We start from the raw sequence: 24,411 nt of genomic DNA on the forward strand, positions 1-24,411 counted from the left end.
TGGTTTCGATACAGTTGGTGTACGCGCCGGGGGACGCCTATTCGGTCCTCAGGCTGCTTACCGGGTTAGCGACTGCTGCCCGCAGTGCCAGGAGGCCAACGATCAGCAAGGCGATCCCCACGGCGAGGACGCCGGCAAGCACAAACATCCACCATTGGACCTCGATGCGGTAGGCAAAGCCCTCGAGCCATCTGTTGGTGAGGACCCAGGTGATCGGGGTCGCCACGCAGAAGGCAATGACCACCAGCCCCAGAAAACTTTTGCTCAGATGGCCGACCACGTTGGTGACGGAAGCGCCAAGAACTTTGCGGATGCTGATCTCTTTTGTTCGTTTCGCCATGATAAACGCCGCGAGACCGAACAGGCCAAGACCCGCGATGATGACAGCCAGGGTGCCGATGACGGCGATCATCGAGCCGGCCTGTTTGTCGGCGGCATAGAGCTGGCGGAACTGGTCGTCGAGGAACTGGCCGGTAAGTCTCTTGTCGTCGGCCGAGAGGGACTGGAGGGTGCTGTTGATGGCCTTTAGGGTTTGAGGCAGATCGGCGGTGGCCACCTTCAGATACAGTTCCCGTTGCCACAAAGGAACATAGTCGATGGAGCCGATGAGCAGGGGTTCGATCTTTTTGTGGAGAGAACTAAAGTTGAAGTCTTTTACCACGCCGACGATGGTACCCGCATCGAAGGAGGACACATGGATGGGTTTACCAATCGGGTCCGCATAGCCGAGATGTTTTGCCAGGGTCTCATTGATAAGGTACTCGTTATGGGGTTTGCCTGGGGTGAAGTCGCGGCCGGCGACGATCTTCATCCCGAAGAATTTGACATAGTTGGGAGTGCCGTTCTCGAAATTGAAGCTCTCATGTTTTTGTTGGCCATCGGCGCTCAGATAATCGACGCCGAAGATGCCACCGCTGGTACCCAGTTCAAAGAATCCACCGGCAACACTTTTAACCCCGGGAACCCTGGCAAGCTCGTTGCGGAAGAGATAGGCTTTTGCCTGGTCCTTTCCTTCCAGCCTGACCTTGTAGATCTGCTCATGGCTATAACCGAGGTCCTTGTTCTGCATATAGTTCAGCTGTCGCACAAAAACGATGAGGCAGACGATAAAGATGACGGCGATGGCGAACTGGCCCGTAACAAGGATATTGCGGAGGGAAGTGCGCGAGCCGCCGAGCAGGACCTTGCTTCTCAGCGCCTGCTGGGCCCTGGCGGAAGCGATGAGGATCGCGGGATAGAGCCCGGCGAAGAGGGTCGTCGCAAGGAGGATCGCGCCATAGATGCCGATGATGGGCCAATGCCAGAGGCTGGTGAAGCTCAGTTCCCGGCCGAGCAGGTTGTTCAGCGTGGGGAGAAAGAGGGCGACAAGACCCACCGAGAGGCCGATGGCGATCGCCGTAGAGAGAAAGGCTTCGGTCAGGACCTGGAACAGAAGATGAGACCGGCGGGCGCCCATGATCTTTTTCATGGCGACCTCCTTACCGCGATAGGCGGCCAGCGCGATGGTGAGGTTGACGAAGTTGCAGCAGGCGATGATAAAAATGGCGAGACCGATGATGATAAAGACGCGGAGGTACTTACCGTCGATCTTTTGAAAATTGAAGTGATCGAAATTGACGTCGATCGAGCCGGTGTGCAGATCACTCACCGGCTGGAGACGGATATCGATACCGGTGTTCTTTTGGTGGATCGCCGAGGTCAGCTGTGCCTGCAGGTCCTCCGGGTTGGTACCGGGTTTGACGCGGGCATAGGCGGCGGCGACAAACATTCCCCAGTTCTTACCGGCCCAGCCGGTGTCAAAGCTTTTTGGAACGGGCATCATGGCCTCGGCTTGCAGATGCGAGGTGGCGGGGAGGTCTTCGACCACGCCGGTGACGGCGACGGGGTAACGGATAGTGTCATCCACCTTTAACAGGAGGGTCTTATGCAGAGCGCTTTCGCTGCCGAAAAGCCGATGGGCGAGCGAACGGGTAAGGACGATGGTATTGATGGTGCGGGCATAGTCTGCTTTGTCGCCTTCGAGGAAGCGAAGACCGAAGAGGCGGGCAAAGGCGGTGTCGGTGCAGACGAGCTCGTCGGTCTTTATACTGTTGCCCCCCTTTTCCAGCGTGGTCGAAGGATAGATCCAGCTGGAAGGGATAACACGGGCGAAGGCCTCGATCCCGGGGTGGTCGGCGGCTAGAAAAGGCGCAATAGGAGCGCCGACGTTGCCGGCGACCTGGGGTGGAGTGCCGTCATAATGGACGTATTCATTGAGCCGGTAAAGATGGGCGATGTTGGGGATATCGGCATCAAAGCTTCGTTCGTGGGATACCGATAGTCCGATGAGGATACAGGCTGCGATGCCGATGGCCAGGCCGATAATATTGATAAGAGTGAAGGTCCGGTGGGCGAGGAGGTGGCGCCAGGCTGAACGAAAGGAGTTGTTCATCATGGGGAGAAGTTGTACCAAAAGATACGGATTTACTATGGAACATCGCGGTGTAAAGCCGGATGCCGTCGCGCATGGGGATATATTGTTCCGTCTTTGTGTAATTACGGCGGACCCATAGGGAATCCTGTTGCTGTGCATCGGCCCAGATCCCGGATAAAAGCATGATAATGATGGGAGTTACCCGCATTCCCGGAAGTTACGGCTTTTGGGGGTTGGGGGGTGGAATGATAATTGAAAAGGATAGAGAAACTAAATATCATGGAAGGGAAGATTCTGGGAATAACGCTGTCTTCGTTGGGGTTTTTGGGCCTCCTGGTGGCGCTTTTTTTTATGAATGCAGTGGAGGACTCCAAAGACGTCAATGTATTGCTGGTTTGTGGATTTTTTGGGGCCGTGCTTTTCTTTGCCGGCATCTGGCTGCTGCCGGGCAGAAAGGTTTCGGGCAAGACCCTTGAGGCCAATAAATAATGCCGCCGCCGGTTCGCGGCAGAGCGACGCATTTCGGCGCACGGTTACTCGCTTCGAAGGGCCCTTATCGGGTTGGCAAGCGCAGCCTTGATAGCCTGGAAGCTGACCGTACCCATCGCGATGACGATGGCCAGCGCACCCGCGAGGGCGAACATCCACCAGGAAAGGGTGACGCGATAGGCAAAGTCCGCGAGCCATTTATTCATAGCCCACCAGCTGATGGGTGCGGCAATACAAAACGCGACGGCTACGAGCCGCAGAAAATCGCGCGACAGAAGCCGGACGAGTCCCGGCGTATTTGCTCCCAATACTTTACGGATACCGATCTCCTTGCGCCGCTGTTCGGCGCTGAAGGCGGCCAGCCCAAACAGTCCGAGGGTGGAGATGAGGATGGCCATGATGGTAAAAGAATTGATGATATGTGAGAGTGTAATATCCGCTTCATAAAGCTTTTGCACCTGTTCGTCGAGAAAGGCATAGTCGAATGGTGTCGAGGGCAGGATCTTTTTCCAGGTGGCTTGCATTTGTTGGAGAAGCGCGGGATAGTCCGTCGTCTTCGCGCGAATGATAAGATGATCCATGTCTCCGCTGGCGGGGTTGTAGAGGATCATGAAGGGATTGATAGCGGCCTTCAGGGACTGGTAGTTGAAGTCCTTCATGACGCCGACGACCTTGACGGTCTGGCCGTCGCCGTTGTAAAGCATGGTGCCGGCGGCGTTAGTGGGATCGAGATTGAGCCGGCGGGCGAGGGTCTCATTGATGAGGACCGAACCGGAGTCCTGGTAGTGGAAATCGCGGCCGCTGAGGAGCTGGATCCCGAGCGCTTTGAGACTATGTTCGTCGGACGCGATATTGGCCTGAAGGATGCCGTTGGCCTCATCGCCGCCGGCGAGCCACACGCCCCAGTCATGATAGTTGGTCTGCCCGGGACACCCATTGGTCTGGCTGACAGCCCCGACATTTGCAAGCCGGCGGAATTCGGCGGCGATAAGGGGCATTTTTGCTTTTGTCTCGTCCTGGTGGAAGCCGATGACGATACCCTGATCGGCATTGAAACCGAGGTCTTTTGTCTTTATATAACTGAGCTGGCTGTAGATAACGATGATGCCGCTGATGAGAACAATGGAGAGGACGAATTGAAAAACGACCAGCGAACGGCGTAGACCGGTGGCGGAGATCTGACTCGTAAAATTCCCTTTTATAACCTTTATCGCCTGGAAGGCGGAGAGATAGAAAGCGGGGTAGCTGCCGGCGATCAGGCCGGTGACCAGGACGATGCCCGCGAGCATGAGCCAGATGCCGGTGCCTTTCAGGAGGTTCAGGCTGACCGTGCTGTGGGTGATCTCGTTAAGCCAGGGGAGGCAGGCGGCCAGCAGGGGCAGGGCGATGGCTACGCCGATGAGGGTGAGCAGGAACGATTCACCGAGGAATTGCCAGACGAGGCTGCTGCGGCCGGCGCCGACGATCTTGCGGACACCGACTTCTTTGGCGCGGTTGGAGGCGCGGGCGGTGGACAGGTTCATGAAGTTGATGCAGGCGATAAGTTGGATAAGCGCGGCGACAAGGATGAGGATGCCGAGGAAGGTGGGGCTGGCTACGGGGGTCGGTTCGATGTCGAGTCCTGCGGTGGTATGGATCGAGGTGATAGGCTGGAGGTTGAGGACCTTGGTCATGCCATGGCTCTTCAATTCCTGGCCGCCATATTTCGCGAGCATGGCAGCGAATTTCTTTTGCAGTTGTACGGGATCGGCATTCGGCTGGAGCTTGACGTAGCTCCAGGTGAAGTTGTTAATGGCCCAGTGGGAGTTCTCCAGCAGATCGCCCCCGAGGCCGCCGGGATTCATCTTGATAAAGATATTGGCTTCGAGGTGAGATTTGCCGAGGCTTTCATCGACGACACCGGTGACGGTGAAGTTGTTCTTTCCAAAGGCGTTATCGATGACGATCGTTTTGCCGATGGGGTCTTCACTGCCGAAGAGCTTGTCGGCGACGGCTTTTTTGAGCACGACGCAGTACGCGGGAGAGAGGACATTGCCGGGCCTGCCGTTTGTAAAGTGATAGGTGAATACATCGAAGAAGGTGGAGTCGACGAAGAGGCCGTCGGATTCATAAAAAGACCGGTTCTTGTATTGAAGCAGGTGCTGGGAGACGCCCAGGGTCGGAATGGCGCGGGTGAAAGTCGCGACCTCGGCGAATTCCTTTTTCATGGCGGCGGCTACCGGCGGAGAGGTGGTGGCGTTGGTGTGGCGATCGCCTTTTTGGGCGACGGTGGTGGTGACGCGATAGATCTGCGCCGCATCGTTATGCTGGGTGTCGTAGCTGTACTGGTCGACGACATAGAGCACGATGTACAGGCAGCAGAGGGTGCCTGCGGCGAGACCGATCAGGTTGATGGCGCTAAAGGTTTTATTCTTTAGCAGGAAGCGGAAAGCTGTTTTGAAATAGCTTTTGAACATGGGGATCGTTTTGGCTGTTGGGGTGTTTTGTGCCAGAAGAATGCCAAGGTTGCAGATGATTGTTGATCAAATGGTTAAGGGGTGGTTCCAGGGCACCGGTGTCCGGTTTTGATACGCAGGTTGTCCGGTGGCAGAAAAATGCTAATTTCCAGAAGCGCAAGAACCGGGTTTGGGGAGCTGTGTCAGCAGGGTAATTTTGGGGTAGAAAAAGAAAATAACATGGAAACACAAGCAACGATCAATTATAACCGGATAGCCGACGCGATCGGCTATTACAAAGCCAATTTTAAAGACCAGCCCTCACTCGAGCAGGTGGCGGAACATGTCCATCTGAGTCCGTTCCATTTCCAGAGAATGTTCAAGGAGTGGGCGGGGGTGACGCCAAAACAATTCTTACAATACCTGACGCTGGGACATGCCAAACAGGTGCTGGGTTCGGGGGCGACTCTTTCAGACGCGGCCTTCGAAGCAGGCCTTTCGGGAACGGGACGGCTGCACGATCTCTTCATCAAGATCGAAGGGATGACGCCGGGTGAGTATAAGAATGGCGGGGAAGAGCTGCCGATCAACTACCGGTTCGCGGAGAGTCCGTTCGGATCTTTACTTATCGCCTCCACGCATAAGGGGGTTTGTTATCTCGCGTTTGCCGACGAGGACCGGACAGCATCGCTCGATCTGCTGAAGGAGCAGTTCCGGAACGCTCAGTACCACAAAGCCGGTGATGGCTGGCAGGACGAGGCGCTGGCCATCTTCGCGCAGGACTGGAGCCGGCCGCGGGAGATCAAACTCCACCTGAAGGGCACGGCCTTCCAGATAAAAGTTTGGGAGACCCTGTTAAAAGTACCGATGGGTGGATTGACGACCTATTCGGAGGTGGCAGGAAGTATCCACAACCCGCAGGCGGTGCGCGCGGTGGGTTCCGCGGTGGGCGCCAACCCCGTGGCTTTCCTGATCCCCTGCCACCGCGTGATCCGCAGCGACGGGCAGACGGGAGAATATCATTGGGGCAGCACGCGGAAGCAGGCCATCATCGGCTGGGAAGCCGCGCAGATGGAGACGCGCGTGGCGTAACGGCTCGATCGTTTCATAGGGCCAAAATAGGGTTTTTTGGCAGAGCATCATAGCTTTCGCCCCCGAGGGCTATTCGCTTCGGAGGGCCTTTACCGGGTTGGCGATGGCGGCGCGGATGGCCTGAAAGCTGACGGTTGCGACGGCGATAAAGAGGGCCAGCCCGCCGGAAAGGACAAAGAGGTCCCAGCTGATGGGGATGCGGTAGTCATAATTGATGAGCCAGTTGTGCATGATCAGCCAGGATACGGGTGCGGCGATGACGAAGGCGATGAGGACAAGCCATACGAAGTCTTTCGCCAGCATCGTGGTGATCCCGGTGACGCTTGCACCGAGGACCTTGCGGACGCCGATCTCGCGGATGCGGTTCTCGGCCATGTACGCGGCCAGGGCAAAGAGGCCCAGGCAGGAGATGAAGACGGTGAGCCCGGCGAAAAGCGCGGCCAGGACGCCGATCTGCTGTTCGGCCTTGAATTTATCGGCATAAGACTCATCGACGAAGCTGAAGGTCGTGGGGTACTGCGGGTTATATTGTTTGAACTCCTTTTCCAGCTCGGCCCGGTTTGCGCCGACAGGCCAGGCAGGGTTGAGCTTCATGTGAATCACCTGGAAGAAGTTGCGGTTGCCCATGATGATCATCGGGGTGATGTTCTCGTAAGGGGATTCGAGGATGAAGTCCTTTATCACGCCGACCACATGATAGACGGGACCTTCTTCTGAACGGATCGTCATGCCGATAGGATCCTTTACGCGCATGGTCCGGACGGCTGTCGCGTTCAGCAGCACGGCGCTGGAGTCGGTTGGATATTTATAGATATCGATATCGCGGCCGGTAACCAGGGAAGCGCCCATGGTCTTGAGAAAATCGGCATCGCTGCTGAGATGGATGAAATCGATGTGTTTGTCGGAAGCCGTGCTGCCTTCCCAGGAGAAACCCCAGCCATCGATCCAGTGCTCGGTGATGGGGTTCAGCGATTTGGTCATACTTAGAACCGCGCCGCTGCTCAGCAGGTCCTGTTTGATCGCCTCATAATGCTTCGCGATCTCGCCCTGATTCACCGTATAGACGAGATGGCTGCGGTTGTAGCCGGTGTCGCGATCCTGCGCATACTGGATCTGGCGGCGGACGATGAGGGTAGAGATGATCAGGATGATCGCGAAGGTAAACTGCAGGACGACCAGTATCTTGCGGGTGGACACGAGGGCGTTGGCGTTGCGAAAGGGGCCCTTGAGGACTTTCACCGGCTGGAAGCCCGAGAGGTAGAAGGCCGGGTAACTTCCGGCGAGAAGACCGGTGAAGACGACAAATCCGATAGCAAAGGCCCACCAGGTCGGGTTGTCGAATTCTATGACCAGCTGTTCGCCGACGAGTTGGTTGAAGCCGTCGAGGGCGAGATGAGCGAGGAGGAGCGCCAGGCCAAAGGAGAGGGTGGCAATGAAGATGCTTTCCCCGATGAACTGCCCGATGAGATAGCCCCGAATAGCGCCGACAACTTTGCGGATGCCGACCTCGCGCGCCCGTTTTTCGCTGCGCGCAGTAGAGAGGTTCATAAAATTGATACAGGCGATCAGCAGGATGAAGCCGGCGATCAGGGCGAAGAGCTGAACGATATGGATCTTGTCGCCGACGAGGACGCCACTTTCGTTCTTGGAATAAAGATGGAGCCGGCTCATCGGCTGGGAGAAGACCTGGGTCGTCTCTTTATGAGCCGAGTGTTCGATGGCGATGTTCTTTATCTGCCGGTCGAAAACTGCCTGCGAGGCGCCGGGCTTCAACAGCACAAAAGTATAAACGGAGTTGGTGCTCCAATCATCATTGTCGGTGCCGGTCTGCATCATAAAGGACCAGGGAAGCAGATAGTCAAATCTTAAAGAGGTATTGGCGGGCAGGTCCTTTACCACGGCAGTGACGATGAAGTTGTTGTTGCTATCTACGCGGACCGTCTTGCCCATCGGGTCTCCATTGCCGAAAAGGGTTTTGGCCATATGCTGGGTAAGAACGATCCCTTTGGGTGTGTTGAGGGCATGCACGGCATCGCCCTGTGCGATGGGGAGACCGAACATCGCCAGGAAGCCGCTGTCTACGCAAACACCTTCAGAATTGAGACGGGTGTCACCCACCGTGAGAAGATACCTGACCGAACGATACCGGGAGACATCCTCTACCGCGGCAAAGTCTTTTTTGACATATTGGGCAAGGACCTTCGGCGTGTTCGGCCAGGCCTGCAGGCTGCCCTGGAAGTTGTCGCGGTTGTAGAGCTTGTAAAGCCGGGAGGTTTTAGGGTACCAGCGGTCGAAGCTGAGTTCGTTATGCACCCAGAGCAGGATCAGGAGGGCGCTGGCCATTCCGATGGCCAGACCGCTTATATTGATAGCGGAGAAACCTTTGTTGCGGAGTAAATTTCGAATGGCGATCTTGAGGTAATTCTTTAGCATGGAAAACAGATAGCGAAGAGGATGCCAGAATGCTACCGAATTGTCAAACAATGGGTTTTGATCCTCCGAACGACAAAAAAATGTTCGGGTTTGATACAGGAAGTGTCCGGATCAGGGATTTCGCAGCGACCGCACAGGGTTAGCGCATGCCGCCCGCACCGCATGATAACTGACAGTCGCAATCGCGATGATCAGCGCCATGCCGCCTGAGAGGAGGAAGACATCCCAGCCGATAGGGATGCGATAAGTATACCCAGTCAGCCATTTTCGCATAAACATACCGGCAAGCGGGATGGCGATACCACAGGAGATCGCGACAAGCCGAAGGATGTCCGCGGTGAGCAGCCGCCAGATCTGAAAGACGGAAGAGCCGAGGATCTTGCGCACCCCGATCTCCTTTGTGCGTTGTTCGGCGCTATAGGCGGCGAGACCGAAGAGTCCCAGACAGGAGATGAAGATCGCGAGCAGCGTAAAGGTACGGGCGAGGGCGGCGACGCGCTCCTCCTCGGCAAATTTTTGCGCATAGTCGGTGTCGACAAAGCGATAGTCAAAGGGGCTCTCGGGATTGTATTTACGAAAAACGGTTTCGATGGCCGCCAGGGCGGTATGCATGGATCGCTCCGGCCGGATGCGGAGGAGGATGTCGTTTACCTGTTTGTCGGAGGATAGAAAATAACAGCCGGGTGGAACGTTCTGGAAGGGCGAGTTCATAACCAGGTTGCGGACAACACCGATGATGGTATGCGGTTGCCCCCAAAGGCGGAGTTGCCTGCCGATCGGTTGGGGAAAGCCGATGAGCGTTGCGGCGCTTTCGTTGATGATCACCGCGCTGGTGTCGGTCTTCAGCGCCGGGTCGAAGTCGCGGCCGGCGGCGAGTTGCCAGCCGATGGTGCGGCCATAGTCCGCGGTAACGCCGAGATAGCTAAACGCGGGTTTGGCATGAGGGTCTGCCCCTTCCCAACTGAGATCGCCGATCGTCGCATCGGGGCCTTCGGTCAGGGCGACGGCGGCTTCGGCCATGTTGTCGACCATCCCGGTACGCAGGAGGTCGTCGCGCAACGCCTGATAGTTTGCATCATAGAGGTCCTTTGTATTCTTCCCGATATTGATGAGCCCCGCGCGGGTATAACCCACGGGGCGATCCTTTGCAAAGGCGATCTGGCGGCCGACGAGAATGGTGCCGATGATGAGGCTGATGGAGACGGAGAATTGGAGCACGACGAGGATCTTGCGCGGCAGGGCGGCCAGGGGGCCGGAGCGAAGATCACCCTTTAACACTCTTACCGGTTTGAACCGCGAGAGATAAAAGGCGGGATAGCTGCCGGCAAGCAGCGCCGTGAGGAGGATGAACACGAGGACTAGTGCGCTAAAGCCCGCGTTGGTCCAGGGAATGGAGAGTGTTTTTCCCGAAAGCCGGTTGAAGAAAGGCAACGTGAGCCAGGCGATGCCGAGTGCGAGGATGGTGGCGGCGAGGGTCATGAGCAGGGCTTCACCGAGGAACTGGGTGACGAGGGAGGCTTTTGGAGTTCCTAAGGTCTTGCGGATGCCCACTTCTTTAGCCCGTTTCTCACTGCGGGCGGTGGTGAGGTTCATAAAATTGATACAGGCCAGCAGCAGCACAAAGATGCCGATACCGGTGAAGAGCCGGACGATACGGATACGGCCGCCGGCGTCGACGCCATTGCTGAATTCATCATAAAGATGCCACTGCCGCATGGGTTGCAGGAAGATGGTTTCCGCTTTGTTGGAGGTATGCGCGGCCATGAGGCCTTTGATGTTCCGGTTGATGCGGTTGATATCGGCGTGTTCGCCAAGTTGGACATAGATATTGAACCCGGGGGCGTCCCAGGCGTTGGTATAGTCTTTCATCCAGGGCATTTCATCGACGGCCTTGTCCCAGGGGAGGAAGATATTGACCTCATGAAAGCTGGAGCCAACGGGGATGTCGGCAAAGACGCCGCCTACGGTGACGTCGATGTTGTTGTCGACGCGGATGGTCCGGCCCATGGGGTCGGCGGCGCCGAAGAGGGCGTGGGCAAGGGAACGCGAGATGATCGTATTTTGACGATGGGTGAGGGTTTGCCGGTTGCCGCTGAGCATCGGAAGGTTGAGCATTACCGGTAGCTCCGGTTGAACCCAGGAGCCGACAGCCGCGACGGACTTGCGGGATGCCTTTTCATCCACCGTCAGGATATGGCGGAAGTTGGGGTAGTAGAGGGCGACGTGGGTGAAGTCGGAACCATAATGATCCCGAAGTTCGGCGGCGAGAGGAACGGGAACGCGGTTGCTGGTGTTGATGCCGCCGTCGGCAGGTTGGTTGTCCATGACGCGGGCGATGCGGTCATAGTTGGGGTGAACGGTGTTGAACGACAGCTCGTCCTGGACCCAGCAGCCGATAAGCAGCGCTACCGTGATCCCGATGGCGAGACCGGAGAGATTGAGGAGGGTATAGAGGCGGCCGGCGCGGTGATGGCGCAAAGCTATTTTTAACCAGGCCATGGTTGTTGTTTTTTTGTTTGTCGCGCGGAAGGGAGAAATATTACAGCTCAGTCGGTGCGGAGGATGAGGACGGGGTTGGTGAGGGCGGCGCGCACGGCCTGATACCCTACGCTGCCGATGGCGATGATCACCGAGAGGACACCCGTGAGGGCGAAGATCCACCAGTTCATCCCGATATGATAGGGGATGCCGGCGAGCCATTGGCGCATGAACCACCAGGCTATCGGGGAGGCGATGATAAAGGCGATGACGACCAGTACTAGGAAATCTTTTGACAGCAGCGCGGTGATGCGCATGATCGAGGCGCCGAGGACCTTGCGGACGCCCACTTCCTTGAGCCGGGATTCGGCCATATAGGCGGAAAGGCCAAAGAGGCCGAGACAGGAGATGAAGATAGCCATGCCGGCGAAGAGGGCCGCGAGGGTGCCAAAGTGTTCATCGCCCTGTGCCTTTGCCAGCAGGTATTTATCTACATAAAAAAATTCCAGCGGGTAGTTGGGGTTGTATTTCCGCAGGATGGCGGTGAGTTTTGCCTCGCTTTCGGCGCGGTTCTGCTGGTCGTCGAAGCGGAAGGTGAGGGTGCCATAGAGTATCCGCGGGGGGGTGCCCTGGATGATGGTCGGATAGGTGCGGTTAAAGACATTGCCCGTTACGAAGTCGTTGATCACACCCACGACATGCCAGGTGTGGGAATGATCCTTTATCGTCTGGCCGACCGGATTGGCGAAGCCCATGCGCTGGACCGCCTCTTTGCTGAGGAGGACGGCGGCGGTGTCTTGGGGATATCTTTCGACGTCGATGTCGCGGCCCTCGATCAGCTTTAGCCCCATGGTGCCGGTGAAGGCGCGGTCGGTGTGATATTGGATGAAGACGGTCCTTTCCGTGGGGTCCTTGCCGGGCCAGGTGTAGTTGTCATTCCAGCTCCAGATCTCGGAGATGGGGGCATCGGTGCGGGTAAGGGTCGAGACGGCGTGTGTGGCGAGCAATTCTTCCCGGATGGCCGGATAGTTTTTGGCGATATCGCCTTTGACAAAGACAAACGCGAGGCCGTTCATATCATAGCCTGACTTGCGGTTAAGCGCATAGTCAAATTCGCGGTAGATGACGATCGTACAGATAATAAAGGTGATGGCGAAGGCAAACTGGAAGACGACCAGGATCCGCCGGGGGGTAACCGAGGAGTACCGAAGGTTACGAACGAGGAAGGAGCGTGCCGAAGCAGCTCCGACGAAGTTCCGGGAGTGGATGGTCTTGAAGTGACCGCGCAGGATATTGACAGGACGGAAGGCGGAGAGGTAGAAAGCCGGGTAGCTGCCGGCGAGCAGGCCGGTGAAGACGATAAAGCCGAGACCGCCGAGCCAGAACCAGGGGTTGCCATACGGGATGGTGAGATCGGTCCCTACGAGATGATCGAACCAGGGCAGGGCGATGACGACGATGCTTAATGCCAGGGCGCCTGCAACCAGGGAAAGGAGAAGGGATTCGCCAAGGAAACGGCCGATGAGGGAAGCCCGGCCCGATCCGATGACCTTGCGGATACCGACCTCGCGGGCGTGGCGAATGCTGCGGGCCGTGCTCAGGTTCATATAATTGATACAGGCGATGAGGAGAATGAAGCCGGCGATGACGGCGAGCATCCGGACGAAGTTGATCCCGCCGCCGGCGGCTTTGCCATCGATAAAATTACTGTAGAGATGCCATTTGCGCATCGGGTGGAAGAAGAGTTCCGCGGGGATCTCCTGTGCATGATCGTGGATGACCATGCGCATGGCCTTGTTGGCCGCGTCCTCGGTGACGCCGGGTCTCAGCAGCACATAGGTTAGGATGGTCGGTTTTTGCCAGAGGGTTTCTTCCCAATGCACCTCCTTTGTATAGGACCAGGGGATGAGGTAGTCGAATTGAAATTGGGTGTTGGAAGGCTGGTTCTTCACAACAGCTGAAACTACGAAGTTGTCGGTACTGTCGACGCTGAGGGTCCTGCCCAGGGCGTCACTGTCGCCAAAGAGCCGTTTTGCGAGCCTTTCGGTGAGGACGACGCTGCGGGGGGTACTGAGGGCGGTGGCCGGATTGCCCCTTAGCAGCGGGAAGGTGAAGAGACGGAAAAAGCCCGGGTCACAGAGATAGCCCTGGGTCTGAATATGTTTGTCCGCGTTTGAGAGGATAAAGGCGCCGACCCAGTTGATGCGAACGGCTTCTTCTATTTGTTTGGAGTAGTGGGTTTTTAGTTGGCTCGCCATGACCATCGGAGTGTGGTTGTCGACGTCGAGCTGACCATCCAGCGGCGCGCGGGTCATGGCGAGATAGACGCGGTCGCGGTTGGTATGAAACTGTTCGAAAGAGACTTCGTTCCGGATCCAGAGGAGGAGGACGATGGCGCTGGCCAGGCCGATGGCGAGGCCGGAAATGTTGATGGTGGTGAAGCCTTTGTTGCGGCGCAGGCTGCGAACGGTGGTGGTGAGATAGTTGGCGACGAGGTCCCGGGTTTGGGCGAGGTTGAATTTTTCGCGCCGGATGGGCGGGCTGACCGCTTCCGGGCCCGGCTCCGTGGATTGAATATCGCGGAGGGCCATGCGGGTCAGGTGGCGGCTAAAGGCCTGGTCCGCCTCGGCCGCTGTTTCCTCGGCGGGGTGTTGGGACTTCCAGAGATCGGCGGTCATCTGGAGGGAGTAGGTCAGTTCCGGGTGTTGTTGCTGAAAGCGTTCCAGTTCAGCGATCTCCTCGGGCATGGCTTCGCCGGATAATTTGCGGGCCATCAGGATCCATATCCGGGAGAGTTCCTTCATGTGGGATAAAGATCGGATTTTCGGATGGATTGTTGCAATCGGTAGAAAAAAATGACCGGCCCTGCGGGCCGGTCATTTTTTTGCCATTACGGCCGGGCGTTATTTTTCGAGAAGTTGCTTTATCTGGTCGAGGATCGGGCTCCAGCCGCCGCCGTCCACTGTATGTTTGTAGCGGCTTTCGCCTTCGGCGACGGTATTATAATCGCCTTGAGAGACAAAGAGATGGGTTTTGCCGCCGGTTTCGGTGAGGCGGCAGGTAACCGTGAGATGGTTTTCGGGCAGGTCGGGGATGGCCGGGTTGTTCGGGTCGATGACCGTATAGACGAGGGCACGACCGGGGTCGATACTGACAATATGACCCTTTACCGCTACCATTTCCACCTCATTGAAGGTCCCCTTCCAAAGCAGGGGACTGCCGGGTTTCCAGTCTGTAACAGGCACGCAGCCGAACATATATTGTTTTGTCCATTCGGGTTGGGTGAGCGCGTCCCAGACCTTTGCGGCAGGGGCGGCGATGGTAATGTCGTTTTCAACGATCAGGGAATTTGACATATGCTTATTTTTTACAATGGTACGGCGGGTTTGTCGCCGCGGATTGCATTTTACGGATTTTTTCGGCGCTTTGCCTCGCCGCCAGGCCGGACCCTGTCCGGTCTGATGGTATCGGGCGGGATGCCGAAGCGTTTCTTGAAGGCGTTGTTGAAGTGCTGCGGAGTGGAATAGCCCAACTGGTAGCCGATCTCGGCGGCCGTCTGTTGGGTGTCGAGGAGGTATTGCCGGGCCAGCAGGAGGCGTTGTTCACTGAGATAGCCAAAGACGGTGGTGTTGAAGACCTCCTTGAAGCCGCGCTTTAGTTTGTACTCGTTGAGGCCGACGGTGCGGGAGATGGTCGACAAATTAGGCGGGCAATCGAGTTTTTCGTTGATAAGATCGCGGACGGCGAGGATCTTCTCCTTGTCTGTCGGCGAGGTGATGAGCGCTTCCTTCTTTTCGGTGGCGAGACGGCAGGACTCTGCGGAGAGAACAAGGAGTTCGATACTCTTGCTGAGAAAAAAGATCTGTTGCAGGTCGCCCTTGTAGGGATTGTTGACAATCTGCTGGACGACTTGCTGGATCGCTGGGTCGACGGCGCCCCATTGATCGGAGAGGATGGCGGATGTGCCGGAAATGAGCCGGTCGGCGAACTTTTTCAGGAGTTCGGTTGAGTTTTGGGTAAACCGGAGAAAGGTCTCGCGCGGGAATTGGATGCCGAAGGTCTCGAGGGTGAGGGTACGGTTCTCGACGGTCATGTCGAAGTCTTTTGAATATAGGATGTTGTGGTGACCGCCGATAAGATGATAGTCGGTGTTGAGTTGGTGATAGCGAAAGCTGTAGTTGCCTTTCAGGCCGATGTGGAGACGAACGACGTCCGCGGCGGCGCTGCCGGCGGTAAAGCTGGTGAGTGCCTTGAAATTGGAGACGGCATGACCCATCCGGATGCCGTCGAATTCCCAGGTTAGGGAGTCGCGGGTGCCGGCATCGGTGGATATGCGCTGGGGCGTCGCCATAACGCAAAGATAGGGGGTTAACGGGTGGCCGTTGTCTTGTTGATCGACAGAGGGCCATCGCTGACCTTTACACCATCGGACCAGACGGCGGAGAGAGTCCGGGTGTTGCGCACGTCGACGCTGGGGTCCTTGTCGAGCACCAGGAAGCTGGCGCGACGGCCGGGTTCCAGCGTACCGCGGTCGGCATCGATCCGGAGCAGCCGGGCGCTGTTGAAGGTCGCGACCTTGATGGCTTCCAGCGGGGTGAGCCCGGCCTGGACCATGAGTTCAAGCTCCAGATGCTCGGAGAAACCCTGCGCCCGGATGGGCGTTGCGCCGGAGTCGGTGCCCATGGCTACGAGGATGCCCGCCTTGTAGAGTTTGCGGAGGTTGATCAATGCATATCTCAGCGCCTCTTTTTCCTGTGGGGTCACGGGACTCTTGCGGAGCTTTTCCTTATAGGCCGGGCTGGTGATCATCCGGTAGACCCCGGGTTCGAGTGAGTTGCGGAAGAAGGGGTCGTTGAGCCAGGCGGGGTCGTCGAGATAGGCGGTCGCGAAATCGTCCAGGGAAAGGGTTGGGATATACGCGACGTGTTTGGCCTTCATCTCTTCGATGAGGGCGTCGTCGATCTCGCCGTCCCGGATGCTGTGGGCGATGATATCGAGACCGGCAGCGACGAGTTTGCGCGCGTCGGCGAGATGATAGACATGGGCGGCGACGCGGATACCACGTTTGTGCGCTTCCCGGATGATCGCGGTGTAGACCTCTTCTTTCATGGAGGTTTGAAACTGGCCGTAGTAATTATCCACCCAGATCTTTACGACATCGGGGTGCCAGGTGGCCAGTTCGTCGACATCGTGTGCCGCCTCTTCGGGGGTCCCGGGCCGGTAGATGGCGGAGAAGCCCGCGGCTTCGGGAGGCATGGCGCCTTTTACTCCAAAGCCGAAGATGGCGGAATATAGGGTCGCGCCGGGGATCAGCCCGGCGCGGGAGTCTTCACGGATGGAGATACCAAGGGGTTGCTCCGTTCCCATCGAGAGGATGGCCCCTACCCCGTAGTCTTCGTATTGTTTCAGCTGCCGCAGGACGTTCGCCCGGGTATAGTTGGCCGAAGAGGCGACGGTATCGCGGACGTTGCCGACATGGCTGTGACAGCTGATCAGCTGCGGCATCAGATATTTACCGGTCATATCCACCTGTACGGCGCCATCGGGAACGGCGATCTTGCCGCGGGTGATCTTTTCGATACGGCCGTCCTCGATGATCATGGCCATGTTGGGCTGCGGAGGCTTCCCCGTCCCATCGATGATGGTGGCATTGGTAAGGATCGTCGTTTGCTGCGCGTTGCCGTTAATGGTTGAGGTCAGAAAGATCGCCGTGGCGATGAGGACCTTGTTTACGAGAGTGGTGATCGCTTTCATGGAATGTCTGGTTCTGACCGCAAGGTACGACAGGATTGGGTATGGCTGGGTGTTAATCAGCCGTTAATGGCCGGGCTCATGCCGGTAGCGATGCCGATCCGGTTCCAGGCGTTGATGATGATGGCGGCAAGCAGCAGCTGGCCGAGGTATTCTTCATCGAAGAGCGCGGCGGCTTCGTTGTATGTTTTATCGGAGACCTGGTTGCTGATGAGGGTTACCTCTTCGGTGAGGGCAAGAATGGCGCGTTCTTCCGGCGTGAAGAAGGGGGTTTCCCGCCAGGCGCTGAGGGCATAGATACGTTGCTCGGTCTCGCCGATGGCGCGGGCTTCCTTTGTATGTTTATCGATGCAGTAAGAACAGCCATTCATCTGGGAAGCGCGTATCTTTATGAGGTCTTTGTGCGTGACGGACAGCCGGGACGTTTCGAGATATTTGTCGAAGGCGATGATCGCTTTGTAAGCGTTGGGGTCGGCTTTGCCGAGTTTGATCCTTGTGGACATAGCTTGTGTTTTGTTTTTTTACGAAACAAAGTTGGGGCGACCCGAGCCGCGAAAAAATAATCATGATTAAGAAAATGACTGCTTATGATAGTTCGGATCATTAATGGGGTGCTGACCGTCGCAAGCGCGCTGCTTATTTTATTCCCGAGAACGTTTTTGATGGGTAATTTTTTGATGGCGGCGTTGATCATTTATTTGAAGTATCCTCTCAGGGGATAGGACGCCCCGCTATTTGCGGCGGGTCTTGATCTTGCTGACGAATTCGGGGGTGAAGCCGAGGTAGGAGGCGATCATATATTGCGGAATGCGCTGGATGAACTGGGGGAAGTTGTCGTTGAAATGATGATAGCGTTCCTCGCCGGAGAGGGTGTGGATGAGGAAGAGCTTTTGCTGGGCAGCGGCGAAAGCGCGTTGGACGATGAGGCGGAGATAGTGATCGAGCTGGGGCAGGCGGGCGCAGAGCGCGGGGAGATGCGTACGGTCGAGGATGGCGACCTCGGCGCCTTCGATGGCCTGGATATAAAAGCGGGAGGGTTGCTGCCAGTCGAGGCTTTGGAAATCGGTGATCCACCAATTCTCGATGGCGAACTGGATGATCTGTTCGACACCGTCTTCCCGGATGAAATACATGCGGAGACACCCTTTCAAGACGAAATAGTTCGCAGTGCAGACCTGTCCTTCCTTCAGCAGGAATTCCTTTTTCTTCAGCTTTTTTGACCGCAGTCCCGCGGTGAGGATGGCTTCCTCATTCTCGTCGAGGGCGACGATTTTTCGCATGTGGGCAAAAAGAGGTGTCATAAGACGGATAGCGTTATCCTGACGATGTCGTCGGCGGCCTTTTTGTCAAGGCCCAGTTTGAGATTGGTGGTGAGGCCCCACAGGCTGTTCAGCAGGTAACGGGCAAGGGCGCGGGGCTGGTGGGACTTTGCGATCTGGCCAAGCCGCTGACCGCGCTTTATCGTCCGCATATAGGCATCTTCCAGGGCCTGGCGGTTCTCCCGCACGATCGATTCCACCTCCTCATCATGCGGTGCCAGCTCGGAGAGCGTGTTGACCATGAGACAGCCCCTGCGCGGCTGCTCGGTCATCAGGGCCTCGTAGGCGCCCTGAAAAACCCGGCGGATGGCCTGGACGGGATCAGCCGACTCATCGAGGTATTGGATGGCACCGGCGGTCTCACATTGCCGGTAGCGGTTGAGGGTCTTTATGAAAAGAGTGCGTTTGTCGCCATAAGTATCATAAAGACTCGAACGGCTGAGACCGGTGCCTTCGAGGATATCCTGGGGAGGAGTGCCATTGTAGCCTTTCTGCCAGAAGACCTCCTTTGCCTTGTCGAGGGTGTCCTCCTCGTTGAATGATTTGGTGCGCGGCATGATCGGTTTTTGTTGGCTACAAATCTACAAATTTCGGGCCTAAGGTCCAGCGGACGAGCCACCAGGCGGGTGCGGCGGAGAGAAGCAGCGTCAGGGCAATGGCGATGGGAAGGGCCATACCCGGGTCCGCCGATGACCAGGATCCGGTGGTGCTGGTAGTGATGACGCCGGTGAGGGCGAAGACATAGATGCCGATGGGGAGCAGGAGCATAAGGGCCAGACCGGTCTTGCCGAGGGGGATGCGAAAGGGCCTCGGGCGATCGGGTTCTCTGATCCGCAGCATGAAAAGCGCGATGAACTCAAGGGACAGGCCGGCGCCATAAAGGATAATATCCATGACCACCAGGTCGGAGAAGGTGAATAACACCAGAATACTGACGACGGCCGACGACGCAATGATGGAGATATAAGGCGTCTTGAACCGGGAGTGGAGCCTACAGAGCCAGGACGGCAGCAGTTGGTCATCGGCCATGACCTGGGGAACCCGGGAAACGGAGAGCAGGACGGCGGAATAAAGGCCGAGAGTACTGGCCATACCGCCCGCGGCGATGAGCATCCCCAATCCACGACCGCCAAGTAATTCACCCAACACCGGAAAGCCGCCGTCGAGGAGGGTCTTGTGATCGATGCCGGTACGCGCGACAGAAAGGGCCGACAGGGTATAGATTCCGATGACGAGACAAAAGGCTATACCGATGGAGATGATATAGGAGCGGACGGGGCGGGCGACCTCTCCGGCATACGTGGTGGCGTTGTCCCAGCCGATGAAGTTCCACATGACGGTGTAGAGGGCAAGGGAGATGGAATGGAAGCCATAACCATGAACCGTCGTGCCGCCGGCATTGTTCGTCAGCGGAAGTGCCGCAGGATGGAAATAGGCAAGCCCGAAGAGAACGATGAACGGGATCAGAACGACGACGCCGAGGATCAGGGAGGCCCGGCCAACGGGGATGATCCCGATGATATTCAGGATCGCCGAAGACCAGATGATGGCCAGACAGATGGGGATCTTGTAGTGGGCGATCTCCGGGACGAAATAGGCGGCATAGCCAATGAAAAGAACGGGGTAAATAGCCAGGTCGCAAAAGGTGTAGAGCCAGGTCCACCAACCCTCAAAGAAAGCCCAGCGGATGCCGAGGGCATGTTTCACCCATTGATAATACCCGCCGGTGATGGGCATGAGGCTGTTGAGCTCCAGCACGGTGAGAATCGTAGGAACATCCCAGAGGAGGGGAGTCAGGAGCAGGAGGAAGAGGGCCCCATCGTTGCCGACAAGGTCGAAAAGCTGCTCGAGCCCATAGGGACCTCCCGAGACGGTAAAGAAGATGATGGCTGCCAGATGGAGCAACCGCAGTTTGCCAGGGGCTCGTTTTGCGGGCATGGATAAAAATAACGGATTTAGCGCGAACAGGCAAAGTGGAGGCGGTTCCGGTCTATCGGGTCAGCGGCGTCAGTGCGTCCTCGCCAGATTAGCCGGGTCGAAGATGCGGTCTTCGAGCGAGACGTTGGTCTTATAGTCATGATAAGTCTCCACCTGCGCCAGCTTGCCGTTGACGTAGAAGCTGCATTTGGTTTCCAGCCAGCCGCCGCCGGCGGGTTTCCAGTCTTCGAAGAGGGCTTCAAGCTTGGAGGAAGGGTCGGCCTTTATCAGGCGGACGAGATAGAGATTCTCCCGGTCGATCCAAAGCTGATTGATGCCGTCCTCGCCTTTGTTGGCGCCGATGACATAGACGGGCCGGCCTTTCCAGGTGTCTTCATGGCCCTTGCGCAGATCGTAGTGGAGCGAGTCGAAAATGGTATAGGTTTGGGCGAGCGGGTAGAAGAACATCCCGCCCAGGAGGAAGATGAGGCCTTCGTTGTTGTTGATGGTGGTGCTGCGGAGTTTGCCGCCGCGAAAGCGGTAGCAGGAGTCCCGGCGGAAAATGGCGGCGTTGCCGCTGTCGGCCGCGCCGAAGTCCATGCGAAACCGTTCGGGGAACCGGATGAACTCGTACCAGGTTTGGGTCGATCGCAGCGAATCGTTGCGGTATACCTCGGTGGTTTGGTTGAAAGTGAAGCTATGATACCATTTGCCGGCGTAGCGGTCGTGCATTTTCTTTACGATGTCCCTACCCGAGAGTTGGGCGGTTGTCTGGGCCTCCGCGGTAGAGGTTGCGAGGATAGCGATAAACGCGATGAGGAATAATCTACTCATATTGGGTAATGGGGCTGCCTTTACGCCGGCAGCCTGGGTTGTAAGATAACCAATAATCCAATTTCCGCATGTTTTCGCATGCGAACGGCTCCGCCCGGTTCCGCGGCACGGGCTAGGCATAGGAGAAGATATGCCTACTGTACCAAGGAAATACCCCTTTTATGTCCGGGCCACGATCATCCTCTTCGGGCTGATCCTTTTTTCCTATGCCCTGGCGGACTTGCGGGATATCCTGATCCCTTTTTCATTTGCCTTGTTTCTTGCGATCCTCCTGAACCCATTGGTCGACCGGCTGATGATCTGGCGGATACCGCGGGTGGCCGCGATCCTGATCGCCTTGCTGGTGGCCATTGTCGTCATCGGCGGCGTCTGGTATTTCCTGGCCACCCAGATGATGCATTTTACGTCGCAATTGCCGGCTTTGGAACAGAAAACACAAGCCCTGGTGTCAAAGCTCCAGCAGGACCTGGCCCGGAAGATCCCGCTGGCGAAGCAGAACCAGTATATCGTGGAGGCGAAAGCCGGTATCAAGCCGTTGGTCGGGCGGCTGCTGGGGTCCGTGTTCGGGACGCTGACGACGGCTTTTTTGCTGCCGGTCTATACGTTTCTGCTGGTATATTATAAGACCCTCATCTTGAATTTTCTTTATGACATTTTTGCGAAGGAGAACGAAGAGGAGGTGAGAACGGTGTTGCGGCAGACGCGGGGAGCGATCCAAAGCTATATGTATGGACTGCTGATCGAGGGGTTGATCGTGGCGAGTCTGAATACACTGGCCCTGCTGATCCTGGGAGTGCCGTATGCGGTGTTGCTGGGCGTCCTGGGGGCGATATTGAATGTGCTGCCCTTCTTTGGCGGGATCCTGTCGACCTTGCTGCCGGTGTTGGTGGCGACGATCGTGAAGGATGGGTTCAGCACGCAGATATGGGTGTGTGTTTCCTATATGATCATCCAGTTTGCGGACAACCACTTTTTTATTCCCTATATCGTCTCGGCGAAGGTGAAGATCAATGCGCTGATCTCCATCGTCGTGGTGTTATTAGGCGGAGCGGTGTGGGGGTTGTCGGGAATGTTCCTGTCGATCCCGTTTATCGGGGTGCTGAAGATCATCTTCGACCGGATACCGGAGATGAAGCCCTGGGGGCGGCTGCTGGGGGACAACCAGGCGACGCGAAAGTTGCGAACGGGGAGGATACCGGGTAAGCGGACGGCAGCTGTATCGAAAACGGACAGACCATCGGCTGAATAAAAAGGATCGTTCGGGGCCATGCGCCGGGGCTCCGCGATGGTGAATCCGATCCGGAGTTTGCGGAGCGAGTAAGGCGCCGCGATGTTTTCCTGCCTTGGGGCGCTTAGCCCAGACCGTGTTCGGAGTGGAGTTCGGGGACGCGGACGTCGGCGAAGCCTTTCTTCTGCAATCGGGCCTGGAAGGCCTGCTGGACCTCATATTCCCCATGGACGATAAAGACGGTCTTCACCTGGCGCGGGTCCTGGCAGGCAAGGAATTGACTGAGGTCTTCGTAGTCGCCGTGGGCACTCATGCTGCGAATGCTGCCGACCTCGGCATGGACTTCGTGGAGGATGCCGAAGATATGGACCTCCTTTGCGCCGGCCATGAGTCGGCCGCCGAGCGAATGAGGCTCGCAATAGCCAACGAGCAGGATGGTGTTGCGGCTGTTCTCGATGCTGTTGCTGATATGGTGTTTGACACGACCGGCGTCAGCCATCCCGCTGGCAGAGATGATAACACAGGGTTTGTCGTGATAGTTGAGGAGCTTGGACTCGGAGACCGATTTTATGTATTTGAGCCCTTTGAAGCTAAAGGGATCATTGTCTTTCTCCAGGACCTTCTGGATCGTCCTATTGAAATATTGCGGATAACTTTTTACGATCTCCGTTGCGGCGACGCTGAGCGGGCTATCGACATAATAATCGAGATCGGGCAACTGGTGCGCTTCCTCGAGGGTGTTCAGGGCAAATAACAATTCCTGCGTTCGACCCACACTAAAGGCGGGGATGATCAGCTTGCCGCCTTTCTGGACACAGGTGTGTTCGATCCACTTCAGGAGCATCTCCGGGGTGGTCTCCGCCGCATCGTGGAGGCTGTTGCCGTAGGTGGATTCGATAAGGATATGATCGGCCTGGGGGAAGACGGCGGGGCTGCGGAGGATGACATCCTTGTACCGGCCGACATCGCCGCTGAAGCTGATATGGGTCTCTTTCCCCTCCTCTTTTATTCTCAGATGGACGGCCGCGCTGCCGATGATGTGACCGGCATCCGTATACAGGACACTTACATACTCGTCGACGGCATGCCAATCATCATATTCCACGCTGACAAAATGATCCAGGGCCCGTTTGGCATCCTCTTCCGTGTACAGCGGCTGGATATAGGGCAGCCCTTCGGCCGTGCGCCGTTTGTTCGCATATTTTGCTTCGTCTTCCTGGATGCCGGCGCTATCTTCGAGAAGGATACCGGTGAGTGCTTTTGTGGCGGGGGTGCAGAAGACCTTGCCGGCGAAGCCATCCTTGATCAACTTGGGGATGAGGCCGCAGTGGTCGACATGGGCATGCGAGAGAATGAGACTGCTTACCTGCGCCGGGGTAAAGCCCCAGTTGCGGTTGAGAACATCGGTCTGGGCGCCCATTCCCTGGAACATGCCACAGTCGAGGAGATATTTTTTTCCGTTGTTAAGTGTCAGGAGATGTTTTGAACCGGTGACGGTACGGGCGGCGCCGTGGAAAGCAATTTTCATTTTTTTACCTTGAAGGACCAAGTTATGAAAAATTCCGCTATCGGATCGCCGGCGGCGTTAGTACCTATGCTTCGGGCCTTGACGGTTGCGCTGTCGCCCGTGGCGATCGCCTGGTCAACGGCGGCTTTTATCGCGGCGCCGTCGTTGCAGACAAAGCGGGTGAGGCCGGTGGCTTTTTTGAAGTAGGCGGCCTCGGAGTGAACGACCAGCATGGAAACAGAAGGGGTATGTTTGTATACCCGGGCCATGGCGAGAACTCCGGTACTCATCTCCGCCGCCATACTAAGACAGGCGAAGTAGGTCGAACGAAAAGGATTGCGGGTGAACCAGCGGTAAGCAACGGTGACGACACAATGATCCCCGTCCACCTCGGGGATCCTGAGCCCGGAGAAGAAGGCGCTGGGGAGGTTGGTCAACAGAAAGAGTTTCACTTTCAGCGGGCTGCGGATAAGCCGTAGAAAAGGACTTGCGTCGGCGGGATTAGTTGTCATGGT

At 57.0% G+C, this 24,411-nt stretch carries 18 protein-coding genes; 3 read left to right on the forward strand and 15 right to left on the reverse strand.

Translation table 11 applies throughout. The features are described from left to right. Positions 1-37: 37 nt before the first annotated feature. Positions 38-2,452, reverse strand: a complete 2,415-nt coding sequence (locus VGM48_RS22985; protein ID WP_331582939.1) for an ABC transporter permease — start codon at positions 2,450-2,452, stop codon at positions 38-40. A gap of 240 nt (positions 2,453-2,692) precedes the next feature. On the opposite strand from VGM48_RS22985, the gene VGM48_RS22990 reads away from it, so the two are divergent. Then, positions 2,693-2,902: a hypothetical protein gene (locus VGM48_RS22990; protein ID WP_331582941.1), complete on the forward strand. Its 210-nt coding sequence runs from the start codon at positions 2,693-2,695 to the stop codon at positions 2,900-2,902. A gap of 44 nt (positions 2,903-2,946) precedes the next feature. Here VGM48_RS22990 and VGM48_RS22995 read toward each other — a convergent pair whose 3' ends face one another. Beyond that, on the reverse strand, positions 2,947-5,358 hold the full coding sequence (locus VGM48_RS22995; RefSeq protein WP_331582943.1) for an ABC transporter permease: 2,412 nt from the start codon (positions 5,356-5,358) through the stop codon (positions 2,947-2,949). A gap of 219 nt (positions 5,359-5,577) precedes the next feature. Here VGM48_RS22995 and VGM48_RS23000 point away from each other — a divergent pair, with 219 nt between their 5' ends. Continuing rightward, the gene (locus VGM48_RS23000; RefSeq protein WP_331582945.1) at positions 5,578-6,429 is read left to right on the forward strand and encodes a methylated-DNA--[protein]-cysteine S-methyltransferase; all 852 of its coding nucleotides are present in this window, start codon (positions 5,578-5,580) and stop codon (positions 6,427-6,429) included. Between the two features lie 69 nt (positions 6,430-6,498). Here the strand turns inward: VGM48_RS23000 and VGM48_RS23005 are convergent, their stop codons facing one another. The 11 genes from VGM48_RS23005 to VGM48_RS23055 all read right to left on the reverse strand — a co-directional run bounded on the left by VGM48_RS23005 (position 6,499) and on the right by VGM48_RS23055 (position 21,161). Next, entirely contained in the window at positions 6,499-8,862 is a 2,364-nt protein-coding gene (locus tag VGM48_RS23005; protein ID WP_331582948.1) for an ABC transporter permease, read from the reverse strand. A gap of 111 nt (positions 8,863-8,973) precedes the next feature. Continuing rightward, positions 8,974-11,361, reverse strand: coding sequence for an ABC transporter permease (locus VGM48_RS23010; RefSeq protein ID WP_331582950.1), 2,388 nt, complete (start codon positions 11,359-11,361; stop codon positions 8,974-8,976). A 47-nt stretch (positions 11,362-11,408) separates the two neighbouring features. Next, positions 11,409-14,144 (reverse strand): ABC transporter permease, encoded by a 2,736-nt coding sequence (locus tag VGM48_RS23015; RefSeq protein ID WP_331582952.1) that lies wholly within the window; start codon positions 14,142-14,144, stop codon positions 11,409-11,411. A 99-nt stretch (positions 14,145-14,243) separates the two neighbouring features. Further along, the gene (locus VGM48_RS23020) at positions 14,244-14,696 is read right to left on the reverse strand and encodes an SRPBCC family protein (protein ID WP_331582955.1); all 453 of its coding nucleotides are present in this window, start codon (positions 14,694-14,696) and stop codon (positions 14,244-14,246) included. Positions 14,697-14,746: 50 nt separating this feature from the next. After that, positions 14,747-15,691: an AraC family transcriptional regulator gene (locus tag VGM48_RS23025; protein ID WP_331582957.1), complete on the reverse strand. Its 945-nt coding sequence runs from the start codon at positions 15,689-15,691 to the stop codon at positions 14,747-14,749. A gap of 17 nt (positions 15,692-15,708) precedes the next feature. Then, the gene (locus VGM48_RS23030) at positions 15,709-17,094 is read right to left on the reverse strand and encodes an amidohydrolase family protein (protein ID WP_331582959.1); all 1,386 of its coding nucleotides are present in this window, start codon (positions 17,092-17,094) and stop codon (positions 15,709-15,711) included. 56 nt (positions 17,095-17,150) lie between these two features. Next, entirely contained in the window at positions 17,151-17,594 is a 444-nt protein-coding gene (locus tag VGM48_RS23035) for a carboxymuconolactone decarboxylase family protein (protein WP_331582961.1), read from the reverse strand. A gap of 228 nt (positions 17,595-17,822) precedes the next feature. Continuing rightward, on the reverse strand, positions 17,823-18,371 hold the full coding sequence (locus VGM48_RS23040; protein ID WP_331582964.1) for a Crp/Fnr family transcriptional regulator: 549 nt from the start codon (positions 18,369-18,371) through the stop codon (positions 17,823-17,825). A gap of 17 nt (positions 18,372-18,388) precedes the next feature. Beyond that, complete coding sequence (locus VGM48_RS23045; protein WP_331582966.1) at positions 18,389-18,967, reverse strand: TetR/AcrR family transcriptional regulator; 579 nt, start codon at positions 18,965-18,967, stop codon at positions 18,389-18,391. Positions 18,968-18,983: 16 nt separating this feature from the next. Beyond that, on the reverse strand, positions 18,984-20,348 hold the full coding sequence (locus VGM48_RS23050; protein WP_331582968.1) for an APC family permease: 1,365 nt from the start codon (positions 20,346-20,348) through the stop codon (positions 18,984-18,986). Between the two features lie 69 nt (positions 20,349-20,417). After that, positions 20,418-21,161 (reverse strand): hypothetical protein, encoded by a 744-nt coding sequence (locus tag VGM48_RS23055; protein ID WP_331582970.1) that lies wholly within the window; start codon positions 21,159-21,161, stop codon positions 20,418-20,420. Positions 21,162-21,291: 130 nt separating this feature from the next. On the opposite strand from VGM48_RS23055, the gene VGM48_RS23060 reads away from it, so the two are divergent. Next, positions 21,292-22,410: an AI-2E family transporter gene (locus tag VGM48_RS23060; RefSeq protein ID WP_331582973.1), complete on the forward strand. Its 1,119-nt coding sequence runs from the start codon at positions 21,292-21,294 to the stop codon at positions 22,408-22,410. Positions 22,411-22,513: 103 nt separating this feature from the next. On the opposite strand, the gene VGM48_RS23065 is transcribed toward VGM48_RS23060, so the two are convergent. Both VGM48_RS23065 and VGM48_RS23070 read right to left on the reverse strand, forming a co-directional pair. Further along, on the reverse strand, positions 22,514-23,917 hold the full coding sequence (locus VGM48_RS23065) for an MBL fold metallo-hydrolase (protein WP_331582975.1): 1,404 nt from the start codon (positions 23,915-23,917) through the stop codon (positions 22,514-22,516). Further along, positions 23,914-24,408 carry a DUF4442 domain-containing protein gene (locus tag VGM48_RS23070; RefSeq protein ID WP_331582977.1) on the reverse strand — a complete coding sequence of 165 codons (495 nt, stop codon included), beginning with the start codon at positions 24,406-24,408 and terminating at the stop codon, positions 23,914-23,916. The genes VGM48_RS23065 and VGM48_RS23070 overlap by 4 nt, the downstream gene beginning before the upstream one ends. Positions 24,409-24,411: the final 3 nt, after the last annotated feature.

Source organism: Puia sp. (assembly GCF_036500295.1).
In the GTDB taxonomy this organism is placed as follows: domain Bacteria; phylum Bacteroidota; class Bacteroidia; order Chitinophagales; family Chitinophagaceae; genus Puia.

What these genes read in the sequence shown, in the direction of transcription:
- VGM48_RS23070 (WP_331582977.1), bottom strand. Translation starts at nt 24,408, where the DNA reads ATGACAACTAATCCCGCCGACGCAAGTCCTTTTCTACGGCTTATCCGC.
- VGM48_RS23045 (WP_331582966.1), bottom strand. Translation starts at nt 18,967, where the DNA reads ATGCCGCGCACCAAATCATTCAACGAGGAGGACACCCTCGACAAGGCA.
- VGM48_RS23065 (WP_331582975.1), bottom strand. Translation starts at nt 23,917, where the DNA reads ATGAAAATTGCTTTCCACGGCGCCGCCCGTACCGTCACCGGTTCAAAA.
- VGM48_RS22995 (WP_331582943.1), bottom strand. Translation starts at nt 5,358, where the DNA reads ATGTTCAAAAGCTATTTCAAAACAGCTTTCCGCTTCCTGCTAAAGAAT.
- VGM48_RS23040 (WP_331582964.1), bottom strand. Translation starts at nt 18,371, where the DNA reads ATGCGAAAAATCGTCGCCCTCGACGAGAATGAGGAAGCCATCCTCACC.
- VGM48_RS23060 (WP_331582973.1), top strand. Translation starts at nt 21,292, where the DNA reads ATGCCTACTGTACCAAGGAAATACCCCTTTTATGTCCGGGCCACGATC.
- VGM48_RS23025 (WP_331582957.1), bottom strand. Translation starts at nt 15,691, where the DNA reads ATGGCGACGCCCCAGCGCATATCCACCGATGCCGGCACCCGCGACTCC.
- VGM48_RS23050 (WP_331582968.1), bottom strand. Translation starts at nt 20,348, where the DNA reads ATGCCCGCAAAACGAGCCCCTGGCAAACTGCGGTTGCTCCATCTGGCA.
- VGM48_RS23010 (WP_331582950.1), bottom strand. Translation starts at nt 11,361, where the DNA reads ATGGCCTGGTTAAAAATAGCTTTGCGCCATCACCGCGCCGGCCGCCTC.
- VGM48_RS23005 (WP_331582948.1), bottom strand. Translation starts at nt 8,862, where the DNA reads ATGCTAAAGAATTACCTCAAGATCGCCATTCGAAATTTACTCCGCAAC.
- VGM48_RS23035 (WP_331582961.1), bottom strand. Translation starts at nt 17,594, where the DNA reads ATGTCCACAAGGATCAAACTCGGCAAAGCCGACCCCAACGCTTACAAA.
- VGM48_RS23030 (WP_331582959.1), bottom strand. Translation starts at nt 17,094, where the DNA reads ATGAAAGCGATCACCACTCTCGTAAACAAGGTCCTCATCGCCACGGCG.
- VGM48_RS22990 (WP_331582941.1), top strand. Translation starts at nt 2,693, where the DNA reads ATGGAAGGGAAGATTCTGGGAATAACGCTGTCTTCGTTGGGGTTTTTG.
- VGM48_RS23000 (WP_331582945.1), top strand. Translation starts at nt 5,578, where the DNA reads ATGGAAACACAAGCAACGATCAATTATAACCGGATAGCCGACGCGATC.
- VGM48_RS23015 (WP_331582952.1), bottom strand. Translation starts at nt 14,144, where the DNA reads ATGAAGGAACTCTCCCGGATATGGATCCTGATGGCCCGCAAATTATCC.
- VGM48_RS23055 (WP_331582970.1), bottom strand. Translation starts at nt 21,161, where the DNA reads ATGAGTAGATTATTCCTCATCGCGTTTATCGCTATCCTCGCAACCTCT.
- VGM48_RS23020 (WP_331582955.1), bottom strand. Translation starts at nt 14,696, where the DNA reads ATGTCAAATTCCCTGATCGTTGAAAACGACATTACCATCGCCGCCCCT.